The organism is Corallococcus exiguus (genome assembly GCF_009909105.1).
Taxonomy (GTDB): Bacteria; Myxococcota; Myxococcia; order Myxococcales; family Myxococcaceae; genus Corallococcus; species Corallococcus exiguus.
In genome coordinates this window covers 71,104-88,958 of sequence record NZ_JAAAPK010000012.1, presented here as the reverse complement: position 1 = coordinate 88,958, position 17,855 = coordinate 71,104, and the positions used below count along the sequence as shown (strand labels likewise).

Genomic DNA, 17,855 nt, shown 5'->3' with positions numbered 1-17,855 from the left:
CGGGCCCGTGACCGAGGACGCGGTGGAGAAGCCGGGGCGTCAGCTGAGCGTGGCCGGCGTGCTGGTCGTGGGCGGGGTGCTGCTCGCGTTGACGGCGCTGACGTACGGGCTGCACAAGTTGCCGCACGGAGCGTGGTCGCTGCCGGTGGCGCTGCTCATCGCGGGGGCGAAGGGGCTGCTGATTGCCCTGTTCTACATGCACCTGCGAGAGCAGCGTACGAGCAACGGGCTGGTGCTGCTCACGTCCGTGGTGTTCGTGGCGGTGCTGCTGGCGGTGTGCGTGCTGGAGACGCGCACGCGCTTCCGTCCCACGATTCCCCCAGGTCCGTTCCCGGTGGAGGCCCTGCCAGGAGCGATGGAGGACCCGAGGAGCGCGAGGCCTCCGGAGCCCGCGGGTCCCCGGGAGCCGTGAGCGTCAGGGTGTTACGCCTCTTCTCGAAGCCAGAACCAACGTCTTTCGGAGTGGAGAGCGCCGGCAAGGAACTCCGAGAAGGAGCTGGCGATCTGTGTGCAGTAGTACGGGTCGGGGAACGCCTCCCGGTAGCCGTCGATGATGGGATAGCGCCCTCCGGACTGCTGGCCCACGTCCACGATGACGTAGTTGCTGTCTTGGAGTGCGCACGCCACGTACCAGGACGCGGGCCCGGACTTGTCGCTGTCGTCCTGGAGCATGACCGTCCGTGCGCGGCGAATCATCGCCAGCGGGAGGAAGTGGAAATCCGGGTCGATGCGGTCGAACAGCTTGGCGCCGTCGCAGTGCAGGTAGAACGCGCGCATGTCCGGGTCCAGCCGCCATCCCATCCGGGCTTCGAACGCCTCGATCTGGGCGGGCGTCGCGGGTGGATTGGGGAAGTGGTGCCGTGACACCTCCTCCAGCAGTTCGGTCATCGTCGGCATCTGGCTACTCTCCGTAGGGGTAGCTTCCCCCCGGCGTGGTCCATGGAGGCTGGCTCGCGTAGCACTGGTTGTAGAGCCCCAACAGTGTCTCGTGAACGTCCTTGGGGTAGGGGATGATGTTGTCCCAGTCGGTGGGGTTGCCACCGTGCTTGAGGTCGCGAAGGTGGTGCGCCTGGTACGGCGACCCATCCGCTTCGCGAGGCCACTCACCGAACTTTTCGGACCACCGCTCCCGGAAACCGTCGCGGATGGACTTCCACTTCGCCCGAGCCGAGTCGTTCTGGGCCTTGCTCAGCGTCGGGTAGTTGCAACAGCAGTTCGTCATGCCAAACCGGCTGCCGGCCCGCACGATGTCGCCCACGAAGTCCATCTTCACGTCCGCGAGCCAGATGCAGCCTTGGAGGGCGTAGCCCTCTCCCGAGCACTTGTCTCGGCAGTAGTTCATGAGGTTGGGGCTGCACTGCCAGGGGCCGTAGTAGATGACCGTGCGGAAGTTCCCACCGCCAGGGACCCGCACCTCCGGCCCCACCCACTTCCGGATACCGCCAGTCGCGGTCATCACGCCCTCCGCGCATGCAGCGAGGAGAACCAACAGGAATGACAGGAGCAGCCAGGCGCGCCTGGAGGACTTGATGGAATGGGGTTGCATGCCGCCGCACGCTACCGAGCGACACTGACTCCCATCCCGCTCAGGCCGCTTGCTTCAAGAGCTGGAGCTGACGTCGCAGCCGGTCCACGCGGGTGAGGATGTCGCGGAGCACAGGCACCGTGCCGAGCGCCGCGCCGAACGCGATGTGCAGGAGGAACAGCAGCGCGGAGGGGGCTTCTCGAGCAAGGGGTGGCGAAGCGAAGGGAATCATCAGCCGGGTCATCACGGCCCACAGGCCCAGGCTGTAGAGCATTCCCAGACAGAGCGCCGCGACGGCGGTGCCCCGGCGTGGCAGCAGGAGCGCGAAGCCCGTGGCCAGTCCACCCGCCACGGCGAAGTGGATGAACAGCCCGAGCAGCACCGCGCCGGCTCCCTGGGCCGTGCCGCCGCGGAAGAACAGCCCCGCCACGAGGAGCGCAGGCCTCCAGGGCTCGCCTTGCAGCACGGCCGCGAACGCGCAGGCGAGCACCGCCATCGCGAAGGCGCCCAGCGTTCCCGCCAGCGCACCTGGGAGCACGGCATCGCGCACGGGGTTCCACGGCGCCGCCGCGTGGTCCACCGCCTGGCGCCGTCCGCGCATCCGCATCCCCCACTCCCTTCCTCGTCGAGAGTAGGAACTGCCTCGCGGAGAGAGGACCCGGTTCACCCGAGGCGGAGACCCCGCCGGGGAAGGGCCTGACCGCCTGGAGGGCGTGGTGGACACCCCACGTTGGAGCCTGGGTCCGCTTGGAGCCATGGACGGCCCCTGGGGGGAGGCCGTTAGATTTCCGGATGTGATTGCCTCCGTCCGCTTCGAGCACTACCGGTGCCTGCTTCACGTCCAGCTCGCCTTGGAGCCATTGACCGTCCTGGTGGGACCCTCGGCGGCGGGGAAGACCGCCGTGCTGGAGGGGCTCCAACACCAGCTCGCGTACGAGCCCTCGGACTTCTGGCGGCGGGATGAGTCCCGCCCGCTCTCCATCGAATGGACGTACGCGCACGGCGACCGCACGCGCGTGGAGTATCCGTTCAGCGTGATGGACACGCTGCCCGGCCAGGGACACTCCACGCAGCAGCTGTCGCTGAGCATGGAGGCGCTGCGCGGAGCTGGCTCGTCCGCGAAGGCGACATGGCTGGAGCGCAAGGGCGGCAACCTCGCGAGCGTCTTCGCGGCGCTGCCCATGTCCACGCGGGAAGGCATCTCCAAGGAGCTGGCCCGGCGGGTGCCGTCGCTGTCGGAGGTGGACGTGGCGCGCGACCTGGAGGACCGCTCCTTCCGGCTGCGCTTCCGCGACCGCTGGAGTCCGGACGTCTGGTTCGGCCCCGACTACGTGTCGGACGGAGTGCTGTGGCTGCTCGCGTTCCTGGTGCTGCCCTATCAGCGCCCGTTGCCGGAGCTGCTCACGCTGGACGAGCCGGAGCGCGCCCTGCACCCGGGCCTGGTGCGCGAAGTCTTGGAGCTGCTGCGAGCCATGACGCGAGGCGAGTCCACGGGAGGCCAGCCGGTGCAGGTGGTGCTGGCCACGCACTCGCCGGACCTGCTGGAGCACGTGCGTCCGGAAGAGGTGCGCCTCCTGTCGAGAGAGCCTGCGGACGGCTCCGTGCGAGTGAACCCCGTGCCCGCCACCGCGCTCCACTGGCGGCGCGAGTGCCGGGAGCTGCTGGACTCGCTGTAGCAGCGGGCCATCGGAACAGGCTGGGCTGTCCACCAGCGCACGGCCCCGGCTCCGCGAGTGACCTGCGGGTGACGCTCCGCGCGCGGGGCTGACGGTTGTGTGCCTGCGTCGGCAGGCCACTCCTAACGTGGGCCTCTTCGCCCATGCCCCTCCTCCTGCCCATCCTCCTGGCCCTGGCGTGCGCGCCGCTCGCTTATGTCGCGGGCCGGTGGCGTCCGGGCGCCGCGGCCTGGATGGGCGCCTTGGGTGCGCTCGCCGCGATGGGGGCGCTGGTCCATGAATGGACAACACAGGCGCCCACGCGCCTCGTGCTCCCCTGGGCCCCCTCCTGGGGCCTGTCGCTGGAGTTCACTCGCGACGGCCTGTCCGGCCTCTATGCCGCGATGGCGCTCGGCATCGGCGCGCTCGTGGTCCTGTACTCGCGTGCGTACATGCCGCACCACCTCCACGAGGAGGGCCGTCCCGCGCGCGACGAGGTGCGCTTCCAGGGACTCCTCCTCGCGTTCATGGCCGCCATGGTGCTGCTCGTCACCGTGGATGACCTGCTGCTGCTCTTCGTGGCGCTGGACCTCACCACCATCATCTCCTACCTGCTCATCGGCTTCGACCGCGAGGACCCCGAGTCGCGCGCCGCCGCGCTCCTGTCGCTCGTGCTCACCGGCGCCACCTCCGTCGTCTTCTTCGCGGGCGCCATGACGCTGGGCCTCCAGTACGGCACCTTCTCCCTGCCGCTCGTCTTCGAACGCGCGGCGCAGAACCCCGCGTCCACCGGCGCCCTGGTGTGCCTGGCCGTGGGCGCGCTGGGCAAGAGCGCGCAGGTGCCGTTCCACTTCTGGCTGCCTCGCGCCATGGCCGCGCCCACGCCCGTGTCCTCATACCTGCACTCGGCCGCGATGGTCGCCGCGGGCGTCTTCCTCCTCCAGCGCCTCTATCCCCTGTTCGCCCCCGCCACGGACGTGCGCCACGGCCTGCTCGCCATCGGCTTCCTGTCTCTGGGCATGGGCAGCCTCATGGCCCTGGTGGCGGATCCGTTCAAGCGCGTGCTCGCGTACTCCACCATCGCGCAGTACGGCTACGCCCTGGTGCTGGTGGCGCTGGGTTCCGAAGGCGCGCCGCTCTACGTGGCGGCCCACGCGCCGTGCAAGGCCGCCCTCTTCCTCACCGCGGGCGCCATCACCCAGGTCACCGGGAAGAAAAATCTGTCCGAGGTCAGCGGCCTGCGCCACTCGCTCCCCGTGCTCGCGGGCGCCAGCGCCGTCGCGGCGGCGGGGCTCGCCGCGCTGCCCCTCACCGTGGGCTTCTTCAAGGACGAGGTCTTCTTCCACGCGCTCGCGAAGGAGGGCCCCGCGTTCATGGCGGCCGGGCTCGTGGGCGCGGGCATGACGCTCGCGTACACGCTGCGCCTGTGGTGGGGCCTCTTCGGTGGACCGCGCCAGGACGTGCCCGCCGCGCCGCCGTTGCTCGTGGCCCCCGTGGTCGTGCTCGCCGCGGCCATCCTGCTGGGCGGCGTGCTCCCGCGCCTCCTCGTCGCGCCCTCCCGCGCCGCGGCTGAGGCGATGCGTGGCGAGCCCTCCACGCTGGAGCTCGCGTACCACCTGGATGCGCGCGCGGAGAACCTGCTCGCCGTGGGTGCCTGGGTCCTGGGCGTGGCGCTGTTCGCCTCGCGCCGTGCGTGGACGCCCGCGCTCTCCCGCGTGCTGGAAGGCGCGTCCCACGTAGGCGCCGAGCGAGGCTATCGCCTGCTGCTGCACCAGTTGGACCGGCTGTCCACGTGGCTGCACGAGAAGGAGGTGCGCGACCTGCGCGACCGCGTGGCGTCCGTGCTGGTGCCCGCGGGCCTGCTGGGCCTCGCGGTGCTGGGCGTGACGCCGCTGCGCGACCGCTTCAAGGTGGGCCCGGTGGGGTGGGCGGACATCACGCTGGTGATGGCGCTCGCCTTCGCGTCCGCCGCCGCGCTGGCCACGCTGCGCGCGAAGGGTCACCTGCGGCTGGTGCTGCTCATCTCCTGCGTGGGCTTCAGCCTGGCCATGGTGTTCGCCTTCGCCGCCGCGCCCGACGTGGCCCTCACCTCCGTGCTGGTGGAGACCACCTTCACGCTGCTCTTCGCGGGCCTGTTGGCCCTGCTGCCCCGCGGCCGCCTCGCGCGTGCCCAGCACGAGGCCCAGAACCCCCGCGGACGCGACCGCCTGGCGGCCAGTGTCGCGGGCGCGAGCGCATTCCTGCTGAGCTGGAGCGCCCTGTCCCATCTCCATACCGACCGCGTGGGCGCGCGCACGGTGCAGCTGGCGGAAGCCGCGCACTCGCCCAACGTCGTCGCCGCCGTGCTCACGGACTTCCGGGGCCTGGACACGGTGGGGGAGATGACCGTCGTGGTGGCGGCGCTGCTCGGCGTCACCAGCCTCCTGACCCTGAAGGGGAAGAAGCCATGATCTCCTTCGTCCCGCCCCTGTCGCGCCTCCTGCTGTGGCCGTCGTTGATCATCGCGCTCTCGTTCTGGCTGAAGGGCGGCGCGTCGGTGGGCGGCGGCTTCCCGGCCGGGGCGCTCGCCGGCCTCGCGGTGCTGCTCCAGTACGTCGTGGCGGGTCGAGACCAGGCCCGGCGCTACGTGGCGGTGCGGTACGCGGCGCCGCTGGCGGGCGTGGGGCTGCTGCTCGTGGTGGGCACCGCGTTCCTGCCCGTGCTCGCGGGCTACACGCCCATGAGCCTCTTCCCCCGCCCGGACCAGCCGGAGCTGGGCATGGGAGGCCTCCACCTGCACACCGCGCTCATCTTCGAGGGAGGACTGATGCTCATCGTCTTCGGGCTGGTGGTCACCGTCATCGACCGCTTCGCCCTGCGCACGGGAGCGGAGGAGGAATCCGGACCATGATCCTCATCGCGTCCCTGGTGGTGGGCCTGCTGTTCGCGTGTGGCGTGCGCATGGTGCTGGAGCGCGAGCTGGTGCGCGTGGCGTGCGGCACGGTGCTCATCACCAACTCCAGCGTCCTGCTCATCCTCGCGGGCTCCTTCCCGGAGCGCGGCGAGGCGCTGAGCGTGCAGCAGGGCTGGCCGGTGACGGACCCGGTGCTCCAGTCGCTGGCGCTCACGGCCATCGTCATCGGCTTCGCGGTGTCCGCGCTGCTGCTCACGCTGGTGCACCGCACGCAGCGGGCGCACGGCTCGTTGCGCACGGACCGGTTGGTGGAAGCGGAGCTCAAGCGCGTGCACGCCGTGGAGAGGGAGGAGGACTCCTGATGCCGCTCTGGGGTCCGCTGCTCCTGCCGTGGGTGCTGGGCGTGGTGCTGGCGTTCCTGGACGGACGCCGCGCGTGGGTGGCGTGGCTGGCCATCGCGGGGCTCGCGGGCACGCTCGTGTGCACGGTGTGGCTGTTGCCCCAGGCCTGGAGCGCGCAGGCGCCCCAGTTCGTCACGGGAGACTGGCCCGTGGGCGTGGGCATCCGCCTGCGCGCGGATCAGCTCTCCATCGTGTTCGCGCTGGTGTCCACGTCGGTGCTGCTGGGCACGCTCGTGTACGAGCATGTGGCGGGAGGCATCACGTCACGCAGCTTCCCCGCCCTGGTGGTCTTCATGGGCGCGGGGCTCACGGGGGTGTTCTTCACGTCGGACGCGTTCAACTTCTACGTCTTCTTCGAACTGGCGATGACGTCCGCCTTCGCGCTGGCGTCGTATGGCGAGAAGCCCCGGAACCTGCGCGCCGCGTTCACCTTCGTGGTGGTGAACCTGATGGGGTCCTCGTTGTTCCTCACGGCGGTGGTGATGCTGTACCTGACCACCGGAACGCTGGACATGCTGTCCATCATCGCGTGGGGACAGGCGGGGGAGCCGTTCGCGCTGCTGGTGCCCGGCACGCTGCTCTTGTGCGCGTTCGGGGTGAAGCTGGGCTTCTTCCCGTTCCACTTCTGGGCACCCGCGGTGTACCGGGACGCGGGCCCCACGGTGGCGGCGCTGCTCGCGGGCGCGCTGGCGAACATCGGCAGCTATGGGCTGTTGCGCTTCGGCGTGGACGTGATGCCGCAGGTGCTGGCGCAGGCCCGGCCGCTGCTGGAAGTCCTGGGCGCGACGAGCATCCTCTACGGCTCCGTGCTGGCGCTCTCCCGGCGGGACACGCGCGAGGTGCTCGCGTACGCGTCCATCTCGCAAGCGGGCCTCATCATCGCCGCCCTGAGCCTGGATGGCCGTGAGGGCCTGTGCGCGGCGGTGGCGCTGGCGCTGGCGGGCTCCGTGGACAAGACGGCGCTGTTCCTGGCGCAGGACCGGGGCGGCGAGCGGGCGCGCAGAGCCTACTCGGTGGCGGCCTTCAGCACGGCGGGAGTGCCGCCCACCGCGGGCTTCTGGTCCAAGGCCTGGCTGCTGCGAGCGGCGCTGGAGCAGGGGCATGCCTGGCTCGCGGGGCTGGTGGTGCTGGCGAGCGCTTTGTCGCTCCTGGCCCTCTTCCGCGCCTACCAGCGCGAGCGGTGGTTGAGGGAGGGCGCGGCCCTGCACCGGGGCACGGGCGCGGTGGTGTACGCGCTGTCCCTCGCGCTCATCGCCGCGGGCCTCTGGCCGGAGCCGCTCTTGCGAGCCGGACGCGACGCCATCCAGGGCCTGGGGACGCTGCCATGAGCCCGCGCACCCTCTTGCACATGCTGTCCCTGGCGCTGCTGTACGCGCTGATGGTGGGCAGCTTCCACCCGGTGGACCTCACGCTGGGCGCGGTGCTGGCCCTGGGCGTGATGCGCCTGTTCCCCCTGGCGGGATTGCCGCCGGTCCTGAGCGCTCGCGAGCACTGGCGCCGCACGCTGCACCTGCCCCGCTTCGGCTGGGCCCTGGCCGTGCTGGTGACGCGGAGCTGCTTCCAGGTGATCACGGTCATCTTCGGCCCCGCGGACCGCGCGAATCACGCGGGCGTGGTGGAGGTTCCCATGGGCGAGCGGACCGCGCGCGGCGTGCAGGTGTCTTCGTGGATCATGTCCCTGGCCCCGGGCACGGTGCTGCTGGAGCTGGACTGGAAGAAGCGCGTGATGCGCATGCACGCGCTGGACGCGTCGGATCCAGACAGGCTGATCCGGCAGCAGGACAACTTCTACCAGCGCTACCAGAGCGCGGTGTTTCCGTAGGGAGGCGGCCTGCGATGCACGAGACCTTCTTCACCCTGGCCATCGTGTGGATGGTGGGCCTGCTGGGAGCGCTGGTGCTGCTGGCCTCACGCCAGCGGTCCTCGGCGGACATGCTCATGTCCGTGGACACCCTGGGCCTGGCCATCTGCGCGGTGCTCGCGCTGTACGGCGCGACACGCGGCGAGGCGGGTTATCTGGACGCGGCCCTGGTGCTGGCCCTGCTCTCCTACGTGCAGACCGTGGCCGGCGCCCGCTTCCTGCACCACGGGCGCACCTTCCACGACGAGGAGGACAGCCGATGATGGCCGCCATGGTGCAGTGGGTGGCCGACGGCCTGGTGGCGCTGGGCCTGTGCTTCATCACCGCCGCCATCATCGGCATGTACCGGCTGCCCTCGGTGCTCACGCGCGTGCACGCGGCGGGCGCGGTGCCCTTCGGCGGAGCGCTGGTCATCATCGGCGCCACGCTGGCGACGGCGGACGGCTGGCTGCTCCTGCGAGGGCTGCTCGTCGCCGCGTTCCTGATGCTCACCATCCCCAGCTCCGCCCACGCCATCGCCTGGCTGGCGGAGAAGCGCCCGGAGCTCGCCCACGACAAGGGCCGGCGGCACCGGCACGAACCGGAAGGCCCCGAGCGGCAGTAGCCGCCCGCACGCAGGTCCGCTCACAGGATGGCAGGACGGGCACCTGGATGCCCCTGGGCTCCATGGCACACCGCGGTCACTAGCTTGATGCGCGAGGGACCTCCCCCTGCCCAGGAGCCTCGCGCATGAGCGCCACCGTCAGCGACTACCTCGTCTACCGCCTCATCCAGTGGGGCGTGCGCCGCGTCTACGGCTACCCGGGCGACGGCATCAACGGGGTGATGGGCGCGTTGAGGCGCAGCTCGGAGATGCAGTTCGTGCAGGTCCGCCACGAGGAGATGGCCGCCTTCGCTGCCTGCGCGCACGCGAAGTTCACCGGCGAGGTGGGCGTGTGCATGGCCACCTCCGGCCCGGGCGCCGTCCACCTGCTCAACGGCCTCTACGACGCGAAGCTGGACCACCAGCCAGTGGTGGCCATCGTCGGCCAGCAGGCGCGCACGGCCCTGGGCGGGCACTACCAGCAGGAGGTGGACCTCACCTCTCTCTTCAAGGACGTGGCCAGCGAGTACGTCACCATGGTGACCGCGCCCTCCGCCATCCGCCACGCGCTGGACCGCGCCGTGCGCATCGCCCGGTGCGAGCGCACCGTGACGTGTCTGGTGTTGCCCAACGACTTGCAGGAGCTGCCCTACGAGCCACCCGCGCGCAAGCACGGCACCGTGCACTCCAGCGTGGGCTACGCGTCTCCTCGAGTGATTCCCCAGGACGCGGACCTGCGCCGCGCCGCGGAAGTCCTCAACGCGGGCAAGAAGGTGGCGATGCTGGTGGGCGCTGGCGCCATGAACGCGGAGGTCGAGGTGCTGGAGGTCGCGGACCGGCTGGGCGCGGGAGTGGCCAAGGCGCTGCTGGGCAAGACGGTGCTGCCGGACGCGCTGCCCTTCGTGACGGGCTCCATCGGCCTGCTGGGCACGAAGCCCAGCTGGGACCTGATGCAGGACTGCGACACGCTGCTGATGGTGGGGACGAGCTTCCCCTACTCGGAGTTCCTTCCGCCGGAGGGCCAGGCGCGCGGCGTCCAAGTCGACCTGGACGGCCGGATGCTCTCCATCCGCTACCCCATGGAGGTGGGGCTCGTCGGCGACGCGAAGGAGACGCTGCGCGCGCTGCTGCCCCTGCTGAAGCGCAAGGAGGACCGGAGCTGGCGCGAGGGCGTGGAGAAGGGCGTGGCGCGCTGGTGGAAGGTGCTGGAGGCGCGCGCCATGAACGACGCGAACCCCCTCAACCCGCAGCGAGTGTTCTGGGAGCTGTCCCCGAAGCTGCCCGCGGATGTCATCCTCACGGCGGACTCCGGCAGCTCCACGAACTGGTTCGCGCGCGACTTGAAGGTGCGGCAGGGGATGATGGCGTCCCTGTCCGGCAACCTGGCCACCATGGGCTGCGGCGTGCCGTACGCCCTGGGCGCGAAGTTCGCGTTCCCGCACCGCCCGGTGCTCGCGGTGGTGGGCGACGGCGCCATGCAGATGAATGGCAACGCGGAGCTCATCACCGTGGCGAAGTACTGGAAGGAGTGGAAGGACCCGCGCCTCATCGTCCTGGTGCTCAACAACCGAGACCTGGGCCAGGTGACCTGGGAGCAGCGGGCGATGGCCGGCGACCCGAAGTACGCCGCGTCGCAGGAGCTGCCGGACTTCCCCTACGCGAAATACGCCGAGTCCCTGGGCCTCAAGGGCATCCGTGTGGACCGGCCGGACCGGCTCGCGGCCGCATGGGATGAAGCGTTGGCCGCGGACCGGCCCGTCGTCTTCGAGGCTTACGTGGATCCGGACGTGCCGCCCCTGCCGCCGCACATCACCGTGGAGCAGGCGAAGATGTTCGCCTCCGCCGTCGTGAAGGGCGACCCGGACGCGGGCGGCTTCCTCAAGCAGTCCATGAAGGACATGGTGGAGAACCTCCTCCCCCACAAGGGCAACAAGTCCTGAGGTGGGGCAGGGGCCCTCAGGCGTCCTGCTTGAGGGCCTCGGCAGGGGAGACACGCGTGGCGGCGACCGCGGGAATCCAGCTGGCCGCCAGCGCGGTGAGGAAGAGCAGTGCGGGCGCTCCCACGAAGATGAGCGGGTCGTGGGGCGTGATGCCATACAGCATCGCGGAGAGCGCGCGGGCCAGCAGCCCCGCGCCCAGCAGCCCCACGGCGAGGCCCAGGCCGGTGAGCCGCAATCCCTGGGTCACGACCAGCCGGAGCAGTCCCCGAGGCGTCGCGCCCAGAGCGCTTCGGATGCCCAGCTCCCGCGTTCGCTGCGTCACCCAGAAGGCCAGCAAGCCATACAACCCCACCGAGGCCAGGACCGCGCCCAGCAGCGCGAACGCCGCCAGCAGTCCACCCAACACCCGCACCCGGGCGGAGCCGGCCTCCACCACGCGGTCCAGCGGGCGGACGTTGAGCAGCCGCAGGTTTGGATCCGCCGCGCGGACCTCCTCTTGTAGCAGCGCCAGCAATTGGGGCGCTGGCAGCGAGGACTTCACCGCCAGGTTCAGGCTCTTGCGCATGTCCTGGCCCAGCGGGACGTAGAGGTCCCCGGACGGCGCCACCGAGATGCGCTCCATGGGCACGTCCCCGACGACGCCAATGACTTCCCGGGGCGCCGCGTCCCTTTCCAACTGGAGCCGGACACCCACCGGATTCCGGCCCGGGAGGTACCGGCGCGCGAAGGCCTCGCTGACGACCACCACGGGGGGATGATCCGCTGTGTCGCCAGCGTCCATGAGGCGGCCCTGCTTCAACGCGATGCCCATCGCCCGGAACGCGCCCGCGCTGGCCGGAACGTAACCGGCTCGGGGAGGCATCCCGGATGGCGGGGGCATCCCCGCGACGTGGAAGCCCGCTGTCTCGCGCCAGACTTCACCCGAGAAGGGGAGCGCCGCGGTGAGCCCGGCCGAGTCCACGCCGGGGAGCGTCTCCAGCCGCGCGATGAGCGCCTGGGCCAGGGCCGAGGCCCGGGCCTCGTCGGGGAACTGCTCCAGCGGGAAGAACACCTCCGCGACCGTGACCCTCTCGGGCTCGAAGCCCAGCGGCACGGCCTGGAGCTTCCACAGCGTGCGCAGCATGAGCCCCGCACCCACCAGCGGCACCAGCGCCAGGGACAGCTGCGCGACGACCAGCGCCGAGCGCGCCCAGCCCAGGGACGTCGCGCCGCGCCCTCCGCGCATCATCGGCGCGAGCACGGCCCGGGCCTCTCCGCGCGAGGCGTGGAGCGCGGGCAGCACTCCCACCAGCACCGCCGTCGCCAGCGACACGGCCGCGACGATGCCGAGCAGGGAGGGCTCGAGCCCCGGTCCGGACACGAACCAGCCTGGAATGAAGAGGGTGAGCAGTCCCCGCCCCCAGAGCGCGAGCAGCAACCCACCCACGCCACCGAACGCGGCCCGGACCGCGCTCTCCACGAACACCTGCCGGACCAGCTGCCACCGGGTCGCTCCCAGCGCGAGGCGCACCGACAGTTCATGCATCCGCGCGCTGCCCCGCGCGAGCAGCAGGTTCGTGAGGTTCGAGCACCCCAACAGCAACAGCAGCACCGCCGCCCCGGCCGCGATCTGGAGCTGCGAAAGGGACTGTTCGACGAAGTACGCGTGGAGGGGCTCCACGTGCACCCCCACCCGTGGCTCGCCCGGGACGTCCGCCGCGGCGAGCGTGAGCGGAAGCAATTCCCCCCGGGCCTGCTCCAGGGAGACGCCCGGACGCATCCGTCCCACGACGCGCAGCGTATTGCCGCCGTCCTTGAGCGCATCCAGCGCCAGGGGCTTCCACGCCTCCACCTCCGGCTCGAAGCGGAAGTCCTCCGGCAGCACGCCCACGATGACGTGCGACGTGTCGTCCAGCAGGACGCTCCGGCCCAGGACGGCGGGGTCCGCCCCATACAGCCGCTGCCACAGCGCATGGGTCAGCACCAGCTCGCGGTCGCGGCCCGGGACTTCTCCTTCCGTCCCCCAGAGCCTCCCCAGGGCGGGCCGGACGCCCAGCAGGGGCATCAGCCCCGCAGAGGCGCGTCCCACGGTCAGTCGCGCCTCCAGCCCCGCTCCGCCCAGCAGCTGCTTCGCCACCCGCACGCCCTCGATGCCGGAGAAGCTCCGGGCGCCCTCGCGCCACGCGGTCCACACCGGAAGGCTCACGCGGGTGCGGTCCTTGTGCGGCCCGGCCCCCGCGCCCGGTGTCGTCGCCTGGAAGAGGCGGACCAGCTGCTCCGACTCCGGATACGGCAGGGGTTGCCAGAGCACCGGGTACACGACGCTGAAGACCGCCGTGGTCGCACCGATGGTGAGCGCGAGCGTCAACACGACGACCGCGGTGAAGAGCTTCTCCCGGGCCATCGAGCGCAACGTGCGCCGGACTTCGTGCAAGAGCATGGACCTGTCAGGGGTGGGGGGACGAGGACGCGCGTGTAGCAACGAGGATGCCACGCACGGCCTTCCTCCGCCGGACGGAGCACGCCGCCCCGGGGCCTGACCGGAACTGGGAACGGCCGTCCCACTTCCGTGAAACGGCCTACTTCGTGAGCCAGCGCATCGTCGCCTCGGTGACCACGCCGAACAGGGCCGTCTGCGCGAACAGCCAGGCGTGCTCCTCGCGTGTCCAGCTGCTCTCCGAGGCCGTCGCCTTGAAGAGGGGAAAGGCCATGCGCTCGAACGCGAGCACGCCCAGGCCCAGCAGGACACCGCTGTGCGGCAGGGACCACTTCGACGTGCGCCTTCGCACCAGGCCCCAGCCCATTCCCAAGAGGGGGCCATAGCCCGCGCGTAGCGCGAAGGCCCAGTCCGCCGCCTCCCGCCGGGACAGCTTCCGCCCGAACAGCCGGCTCAGCACGTGCCGCGCGATGTTGCGCGCGGAGTAGGGCGGCGGACGGCCCAGCGAGGCATTGCGCACGGCGACCAGCGCTCCCAGGGCGCCGGTGCCCACGGCCCCGGCGACATATGCGGCGGCGTATGGATTCCTCATGGCCTACCCCTTCATCAGGTTGCGCATCACGAACCACAGGTTGGCCGGACGCTCCGCCAGCCGGCGCATGAAATAGGGATACCAGTGCTTCCCATACGGGACATAGACACGCACCGGATGGCCGTCCTTCGCCAGCTGCTCCTGGAGGTCGCGCCGGATGCCATACAGCATCTGGAATTCGAAGGCGCCCTTGGGCAGATGCTGACGCGCGGCGTACTCCAACGTGGCGTCAATCATCCGCTCATCATGCGTGGCGATGCCGTGATACACGCCGCTGTCCAGGAGGATGCGCATGCAGCGCACGTAGTTCGCGTCCACGTCCTTCTTGTCCGGGAAGGCCACGTCGGAACCCTCCAGGTAGGCCCCCTTGCACAGCCGGATGCGGACGCGCTCGGCGCACAGGGCCTTCGCGTCCTCCTCCGTGCGCCGCAGGTAGCTCTGGAGCACCGCGCCCACGTGCCGCTCGCCGAACTCCGAGTGCAAATCCCGCACGATGTCCAGGGTCGTCTGCGTGACGGCGCTCTCCTCCATGTCCACGCGCACGAACGAGTCCCGCGCCGTCGCGTCCGCCACCACCGCCCGCGCGTTCTGCAGCGCCAGGTTCCGGTCGAACAACAGACCGCACTGCGTGAGCTTCATCGACACGTTGGCCCGCACGCCCACCTGGTCGATGCGCGCCAGCAACCGCAGGTACTGCTTCACCTCGTCGCGAGTCTCCGGGGGTGAGCGCACCGCTTCGTTGAGATGGTCGAAGCTGGCCATCAGCCCCTTCGCCGTGAGGGCCTTCACCGCGTCCACCGCCTCCTCCAGCGTCTCTCCCGCGATGAAGCGGGACGCCAGCTGGCGAAAGGGTTTGAGCCGCGTGGCCACGTCCTTCAGGTTGGACTGACGCGACAGGAACAGCAGCGCGGAGCGGGACAGCTGGTCTGCGGCCGTGGTCATGTGGATGTGTTCCCCCCGCGACTAGAGATAACGCCTGTTCAGTCAGGGTGCCGCGAGAGGAAGTCGGACACGCGTTCATTGAACGCTTCCGGGTGGCTCATGTACGGCAGGTGACTGGCCGCCTCCAGGAACTCCAGCCGGGCGCCCGGCACATGCGCCGCCACGTCGCGCGCGGCCGCGGGCGGCACCAGCAGGTCCCGGCCCCCCTCGATGACGAGCGTGGGCACGCGCAGCTCTTGCAACCGGTGCAGGAAGTCCGCGGCCAGGATGTCACGCAGCCGCCGCATCAGCTCCAGCGGCGAAATGCGCCGGGCCTCGCGCACGATTTCCGCCCGCCCCTCCGCCGGCAGCCACCGGCCTCCCATGACCCGCGCCACCGTGGGCGCGAACACATACGCCAGCGGCCGGGGCGCCCGCACCAGCGTGGACAGCGTCAACGCCAGCCTCCGGATTTTCCGCACGCTGGCCACCGGCGACACCAGCACCAGCGCCTTCACCCGCTGGGGGTGCTCCAACGCATACGCGATGGACAGCAGGCTGCCGTAGGAGGACCCCATCAACGCGAAGCGCTCCGGCAGCCCCGCCTCCGGGTGGTTGAGCACCGACAGGTTCCACTGGAGCGGCGTATGGGTCGCCGGTGTCTTCAACGGCGGCGTCCACAACAGGAGGTTCCACGCCTGGGCCAGCGGCTCCATGGGCGCGAACGACCGGCCACTGGCGCCCAGCCCCGGAAGACAGACCACCGTGCGTGATACATCCCTGTTGCCCCCAGGGAAGGTGAACAGCCGCACCGCCGTGCCCCGGACGACGCGCTCCTCGCAGTCCAGCCGTTCATACCCGCGCTGGATGTCTTCCACGTCCGGCACCAGCGGCGGCGGCGGGCGGGGCGGGGCGGGGACGGGAGTGGAGGCGGTATCAAGCATGGCAGGCCCTCAGCAGCAGGCGCCGGACGCTGGCGGCCACGCGGTCGCGGAAGGCCCGCACGCGTGACTCCGACGCACCCGACGGCGGCGGTTCATGGGGTTCACCCACGGCGAAGGTTAATTGAACTGGCAGCGGCAGGGGCCCCAATCCCATCACCAACGGCATGCGGTATTTGTCCTCCGCGGCCAGGCGCACACACCACCGGTCCTCGTCCGGAGGCCAGAAGAAGGTGTCATCCACCCCGAAGCCGGCGAAGGGCACCACCGGCACCCCGGCCTGCATGGCCAGCCGGACGAAGCCCAGCGCGCTCTCCCACCGGAGCTGGTAGCGGCCCTGACTGCGTTTGAAGGTCTCCCGCGCGCCGCCCGGATAACAGACGACCAGCTGCCCCTCCTGGAGCGACCGGAGCGCGTTCTCCCGCGTCCCCTCCACCCCACCCAGCCAGGGCAACACCGTGCGCACGAGGGGAATCTTGAAGAACCCCCGCTCCGCCAGCCCCAACGGATAGCGCCCCGTGGCCCGGTGCAGGAGGTGGAAGAAGGCGGGGGTCTCGTATCCCCAGACACCGTGATTGCCCACGAGCAGCAACGGCCCATGTCTGGGCAAATGTTCAGCTCCCACCAGCCGGGCGCGGTGATAGCGCGCGGACAGGGCGGCGCCGCCCTCCGCGAAACGGAACACGGCTTGCCGGACGCTGGTGAGTGGGTTTTCCACGGTGGAGCCAAGATGCAGCCGCCCTCGCAAGCCGGCACCCTGACACCAGGCGGCCGGGCAGGGGCTCAACCGCCGAAATCACCGGAAAAGGGCATGCACGCCAGCAGGCTGCCTTTCCCGGCGGGGGGATGGGTGCGGTTGTCTGCCCCCGGGGCCGTGCTGATGCTTGGGGGTATGGCCGGCCCATTCGACATCCTCCTGCATCAACATCGCGAGCTGGAGGAGCTGCTGGAGCGGCTGGCTTCGGAGGCGGAAGCGGAGGAAATGACTCACGGTCAGGAGGCCCTGGCCCGCCTCCTGCGCCTGCACTCCCGCCTGGAGGAGCGCTGCGTCCATCCGCTGCTGACACGCGTGGAGGGCCGCACCCGCGCCCGCGAAGAGGCCGAGGACCACCTCACCCTGCGCGAGCTGATGGAGGAATTGCAGGAGCTGACGCCTCGCGGCGTCGAGTGGCAGGCACGCCTTTTCACGCTGGAGGATCAGGTCGTGGCGCATGTGCAGGCCACCGAACATGGGGTGCTCCCCCGCCTGTCCGCGTCTCTAGACGCGGAGGAATTGGAGGAACTGGGACACGACCTCGCACTCACGTACGAGGAACTGCTGGATCGCTCGCAGCACCCCCCGGCCCCGGGTCGTGGAGCGTTGTTGGAACCCCTGCATTGGGATGCGTGAGAAGCGCCTGAAAGCGTCGCCGAGACCCATTTCCCGGGCCTTTCTCGCCTGCTGATACGCAGTGGCGTCACAACTTTTTATCGCTTCCTTCGACAATTGCCTTTCTGGAAGGTATTGGTACTTCGGCGTGCCGGTTCACGCCAAGGCAATGCTCCCCCCTTAAACCGAGGATTGGTCGAAATGTCAGTTGACAAGGCGTTCCGCGAGATGATTCGCAACGAGATTGAAGTGCAGCTCAAGCCCCTGCGCGACGTGGTGTCTCGTCTGGAGTCGGGCACGGCGGACCTGGATGCGCTGCGCAGCGTGGCCGAGCGTCTGGCGCCCCTGGCTCAGGTGGTGGGCCCCCTCTTCGGCGCGAACGCGCCTGCGGCTGGCAAGCCCGGTCGTCGTCCCGTGGGTCGTCCGGCGGGTCGTCCGTCGGTGAGCGCGCCGGTGGCGGCGGCGGGTGGCAAGCGCCGGGGCCGCAAGCCGGCGGTGGCGGAAGGCGGCGCCCGTGAGTGCGCCATCATGGGCTGCGGCAAGCCCAGCCGCACCAAGGGCTACTGCGCGGCGCACTACCAGAAGCTGCGCATGCTGGAGAAGACCAACCGCCGTCCTTCCGCGTGGTCCGACTACGCCAACCCCAACAGCGTGGAGGACATCAAGCTGCCCCGTGGCCGCGCCGCCTCCAAGGCGCTCGCGGAAGCCGCTCAGAAGAACGCTTAAGTTCTTCCGCGGTAGCAGTATCAGTCGCCCCG

The 17,855-nt window shown here is 70.5% G+C and carries 20 protein-coding genes; 12 read left to right on the top strand and 8 right to left on the bottom strand.

The window, feature by feature from the left end; genetic code table 11:
• Positions 1-7: 7 nt before the first annotated feature.
• Complete coding sequence (locus GTZ93_RS34820) at positions 8-412, top strand: cytochrome C oxidase subunit IV family protein (RefSeq protein ID WP_257979264.1); 405 nt, start codon at positions 8-10, stop codon at positions 410-412.
• A gap of 11 nt (positions 413-423) precedes the next feature.
• On the opposite strand, the gene GTZ93_RS34815 is transcribed toward GTZ93_RS34820, so the two are convergent.
• From GTZ93_RS34815 to GTZ93_RS34805, 3 genes are all read right to left on the bottom strand, one after another.
• On the bottom strand, positions 424-888 hold the full coding sequence (locus tag GTZ93_RS34815) for an SMI1/KNR4 family protein (RefSeq protein ID WP_167548595.1): 465 nt from the start codon (positions 886-888) through the stop codon (positions 424-426).
• 13 nt (positions 889-901) lie between these two features.
• A complete protein-coding gene (locus GTZ93_RS34810; protein WP_121762575.1) occupies positions 902-1,456 on the bottom strand; it encodes a hypothetical protein in 555 nt (184 codons plus the stop codon).
• A 130-nt stretch (positions 1,457-1,586) separates the two neighbouring features.
• A complete protein-coding gene (locus GTZ93_RS34805; RefSeq protein ID WP_139919445.1) occupies positions 1,587-2,132 on the bottom strand; it encodes a hypothetical protein in 546 nt (181 codons plus the stop codon).
• Positions 2,133-2,319: 187 nt separating this feature from the next.
• Between GTZ93_RS34805 and GTZ93_RS34800 the strand changes: the two genes are divergently transcribed.
• The 9 genes from GTZ93_RS34800 (at position 2,320) to GTZ93_RS34760 (ending at position 10,858) form a co-directional block, all read left to right on the top strand.
• Positions 2,320-3,201, top strand: coding sequence for an AAA family ATPase (locus GTZ93_RS34800; protein ID WP_139919446.1), 882 nt, complete (start codon positions 2,320-2,322; stop codon positions 3,199-3,201).
• A 143-nt stretch (positions 3,202-3,344) separates the two neighbouring features.
• Entirely contained in the window at positions 3,345-5,630 is a 2,286-nt protein-coding gene (gene mbhE, locus GTZ93_RS34795; protein WP_139919447.1) for a hydrogen gas-evolving membrane-bound hydrogenase subunit E, read from the top strand.
• The gene (locus GTZ93_RS34790) at positions 5,627-6,070 is read left to right on the top strand and encodes an MnhB domain-containing protein (RefSeq protein ID WP_139919448.1); all 444 of its coding nucleotides are present in this window, start codon (positions 5,627-5,629) and stop codon (positions 6,068-6,070) included. Before mbhE ends, GTZ93_RS34790 begins: the two co-directional genes overlap by 4 nt.
• Positions 6,067-6,435, top strand: a complete 369-nt coding sequence (locus tag GTZ93_RS34785) for a sodium:proton antiporter (RefSeq protein WP_120576925.1) — start codon at positions 6,067-6,069, stop codon at positions 6,433-6,435. Before GTZ93_RS34790 ends, GTZ93_RS34785 begins: the two co-directional genes overlap by 4 nt.
• A complete protein-coding gene (locus GTZ93_RS34780) occupies positions 6,435-7,802 on the top strand; it encodes a complex I subunit 5 family protein (protein WP_139919449.1) in 1,368 nt (455 codons plus the stop codon). The genes GTZ93_RS34785 and GTZ93_RS34780 overlap by 1 nt, the downstream gene beginning before the upstream one ends.
• Complete coding sequence (locus GTZ93_RS34775; protein ID WP_139919450.1) at positions 7,799-8,296, top strand: Na+/H+ antiporter subunit E; 498 nt, start codon at positions 7,799-7,801, stop codon at positions 8,294-8,296. Before GTZ93_RS34780 ends, GTZ93_RS34775 begins: the two co-directional genes overlap by 4 nt.
• Before the next feature lie 14 nt (positions 8,297-8,310).
• A complete protein-coding gene (locus tag GTZ93_RS34770; protein WP_120564577.1) occupies positions 8,311-8,598 on the top strand; it encodes a monovalent cation/H+ antiporter complex subunit F in 288 nt (95 codons plus the stop codon).
• The gene (locus GTZ93_RS34765; RefSeq protein ID WP_139919451.1) at positions 8,595-8,939 is read left to right on the top strand and encodes a cation:proton antiporter; all 345 of its coding nucleotides are present in this window, start codon (positions 8,595-8,597) and stop codon (positions 8,937-8,939) included. The genes GTZ93_RS34770 and GTZ93_RS34765 overlap by 4 nt, the downstream gene beginning before the upstream one ends.
• A 125-nt stretch (positions 8,940-9,064) precedes the next feature.
• A complete protein-coding gene (locus GTZ93_RS34760) occupies positions 9,065-10,858 on the top strand; it encodes a thiamine pyrophosphate-requiring protein (RefSeq protein ID WP_139919452.1) in 1,794 nt (597 codons plus the stop codon).
• Positions 10,859-10,874: 16 nt separating this feature from the next.
• Here the strand turns inward: GTZ93_RS34760 and GTZ93_RS34755 are convergent, their stop codons facing one another.
• The 5 genes from GTZ93_RS34755 to GTZ93_RS34735 all read right to left on the bottom strand — a co-directional run bounded on the left by GTZ93_RS34755 (position 10,875) and on the right by GTZ93_RS34735 (position 16,413).
• The gene (locus GTZ93_RS34755; protein WP_161663238.1) at positions 10,875-13,277 is read right to left on the bottom strand and encodes an ADOP family duplicated permease; all 2,403 of its coding nucleotides are present in this window, start codon (positions 13,275-13,277) and stop codon (positions 10,875-10,877) included.
• A gap of 139 nt (positions 13,278-13,416) precedes the next feature.
• Positions 13,417-13,866 carry a hypothetical protein gene (locus tag GTZ93_RS34750; RefSeq protein ID WP_126935525.1) on the bottom strand — a complete coding sequence of 150 codons (450 nt, stop codon included), beginning with the start codon at positions 13,864-13,866 and terminating at the stop codon, positions 13,417-13,419.
• 3 nt (positions 13,867-13,869) lie between these two features.
• A complete protein-coding gene (locus GTZ93_RS34745; RefSeq protein WP_139919454.1) occupies positions 13,870-14,808 on the bottom strand; it encodes a proline dehydrogenase family protein in 939 nt (312 codons plus the stop codon).
• Positions 14,809-14,846: 38 nt separating this feature from the next.
• Positions 14,847-15,731: an alpha/beta fold hydrolase gene (locus GTZ93_RS34740; protein WP_161663237.1), complete on the bottom strand. Its 885-nt coding sequence runs from the start codon at positions 15,729-15,731 to the stop codon at positions 14,847-14,849.
• Positions 15,724-16,413: a lysophospholipid acyltransferase family protein gene (locus GTZ93_RS34735; protein ID WP_233607530.1), complete on the bottom strand. Its 690-nt coding sequence runs from the start codon at positions 16,411-16,413 to the stop codon at positions 15,724-15,726. The genes GTZ93_RS34740 and GTZ93_RS34735 overlap by 8 nt, the downstream gene beginning before the upstream one ends.
• Before the next feature lie 207 nt (positions 16,414-16,620).
• Between GTZ93_RS34735 and GTZ93_RS34730 the strand changes: the two genes are divergently transcribed.
• Entirely contained in the window at positions 16,621-17,118 is a 498-nt protein-coding gene (locus tag GTZ93_RS34730; protein WP_257979436.1) for a hemerythrin domain-containing protein, read from the top strand.
• A gap of 180 nt (positions 17,119-17,298) precedes the next feature.
• Positions 17,299-17,823, top strand: a complete 525-nt coding sequence (locus tag GTZ93_RS34725; protein ID WP_120577733.1) for a cell wall protein — start codon at positions 17,299-17,301, stop codon at positions 17,821-17,823.
• Positions 17,824-17,855: the final 32 nt, after the last annotated feature.

Bases quoted from the DNA above. Each gene is read 5' to 3' on its own strand.
- GTZ93_RS34815 (WP_167548595.1), bottom strand. From the start codon at position 888: ATGACCGAACTGCTGGAGGAGGTGTCACGGCACCACTTCCCCAATCCA.
- GTZ93_RS34810 (WP_121762575.1), bottom strand. From the start codon at position 1,456: ATGACCGCGACTGGCGGTATCCGGAAGTGGGTGGGGCCGGAGGTGCGG.
- GTZ93_RS34805 (WP_139919445.1), bottom strand. From the start codon at position 2,132: ATGCGGATGCGCGGACGGCGCCAGGCGGTGGACCACGCGGCGGCGCCG.
- mbhE (WP_139919447.1), top strand. From the start codon at position 3,345: ATGCCCCTCCTCCTGCCCATCCTCCTGGCCCTGGCGTGCGCGCCGCTC.
- GTZ93_RS34790 (WP_139919448.1), top strand. From the start codon at position 5,627: ATGATCTCCTTCGTCCCGCCCCTGTCGCGCCTCCTGCTGTGGCCGTCG.
- GTZ93_RS34785 (WP_120576925.1), top strand. From the start codon at position 6,067: ATGATCCTCATCGCGTCCCTGGTGGTGGGCCTGCTGTTCGCGTGTGGC.
- GTZ93_RS34780 (WP_139919449.1), top strand. From the start codon at position 6,435: ATGCCGCTCTGGGGTCCGCTGCTCCTGCCGTGGGTGCTGGGCGTGGTG.
- GTZ93_RS34775 (WP_139919450.1), top strand. From the start codon at position 7,799: ATGAGCCCGCGCACCCTCTTGCACATGCTGTCCCTGGCGCTGCTGTAC.
- GTZ93_RS34770 (WP_120564577.1), top strand. From the start codon at position 8,311: ATGCACGAGACCTTCTTCACCCTGGCCATCGTGTGGATGGTGGGCCTG.
- GTZ93_RS34765 (WP_139919451.1), top strand. From the start codon at position 8,595: ATGATGGCCGCCATGGTGCAGTGGGTGGCCGACGGCCTGGTGGCGCTG.
- GTZ93_RS34760 (WP_139919452.1), top strand. From the start codon at position 9,065: ATGAGCGCCACCGTCAGCGACTACCTCGTCTACCGCCTCATCCAGTGG.
- GTZ93_RS34755 (WP_161663238.1), bottom strand. From the start codon at position 13,277: ATGCTCTTGCACGAAGTCCGGCGCACGTTGCGCTCGATGGCCCGGGAG.
- GTZ93_RS34750 (WP_126935525.1), bottom strand. From the start codon at position 13,866: ATGAGGAATCCATACGCCGCCGCATATGTCGCCGGGGCCGTGGGCACC.
- GTZ93_RS34745 (WP_139919454.1), bottom strand. From the start codon at position 14,808: ATGACCACGGCCGCAGACCAGCTGTCCCGCTCCGCGCTGCTGTTCCTG.
- GTZ93_RS34740 (WP_161663237.1), bottom strand. From the start codon at position 15,731: ATGCTTGATACCGCCTCCACTCCCGTCCCCGCCCCGCCCCGCCCGCCG.
- GTZ93_RS34730 (WP_257979436.1), top strand. From the start codon at position 16,621: ATGGCCGGCCCATTCGACATCCTCCTGCATCAACATCGCGAGCTGGAG.
- GTZ93_RS34725 (WP_120577733.1), top strand. From the start codon at position 17,299: ATGTCAGTTGACAAGGCGTTCCGCGAGATGATTCGCAACGAGATTGAA.